The sequence below is a fragment of the Pseudaeromonas sharmana genome (assembly GCF_042649925.1).
Taxonomy (GTDB): Bacteria; Pseudomonadota; Gammaproteobacteria; order Enterobacterales; family Aeromonadaceae; genus Pseudaeromonas; species Pseudaeromonas sharmana.
In genome coordinates this window covers 1-630 of the sequence record NZ_JBHSAF010000013.1, presented here as the reverse complement: position 1 = coordinate 630, position 630 = coordinate 1, and the positions used below count along the sequence as shown (strand labels likewise).

Annotated in this window: 1 protein-coding gene; it reads right to left on the bottom strand. The window is 61.3% G+C overall.

All coding sequences use genetic code 11. The features are described from left to right. Window positions 1-630, bottom strand: a 630-nt coding sequence (locus tag ACFOSS_RS09845) for a VCBS domain-containing protein (RefSeq protein ID WP_377152170.1), incomplete at both ends; no start/stop codon positions are given.

Below are 630 nucleotides of genomic sequence, written 5' to 3'. Positions count from 1 at the left end.
TCGCTCTGCAGCAGCGTGTAGGTGTAACTCACCACCCCGTTGCTGAAACCGGTGATCGCCAGCTGGTTGCCCAGGCCGGTCGTCACCAGGATCGGACTGTCGGCACTGACTCCCTGCAGACTGGCCAGCGTGATCACGGTGCCGCCGACGGTAATGCTCGATAACCCATCCGGGGCGCTGACGGTAAAGTCACCGTCCACGCTCAGCGACTCCTTGCTGCTGTCGGAGCCGGTGGCCAGGTCATCCTCATCCACGACGCCTTCACCGCCACTGGCCGCCGGAGTCAAATCGGTGACCACGACACCATCGTCGGTGCCGGTAATGGTGATGGTCAGATTGGCGCTACTGGTATCGCCGTCGCCATCGGTAAGGAGATAACTGATGGTCTGGGTCAGACTCTCACCATCGGTCAGGGCCTGGACGGCAGGATTGGCATTGTTCAGCGTGAAGCTGTAACTGCCATCGGCATTGAGTACCAGCGAGCCGAGATCGTTCTCAACCGTCTGTGGCGTGACCGTGGCACCATCGGCGCCCTGGGTATCATTGGCCAGCACTGTGCCCGTGATGGTCAGGTTATCGGCATCTTCAGCCACGCTGTTGCTGTCATCCACCGCGGTCGGCTCATCGTCG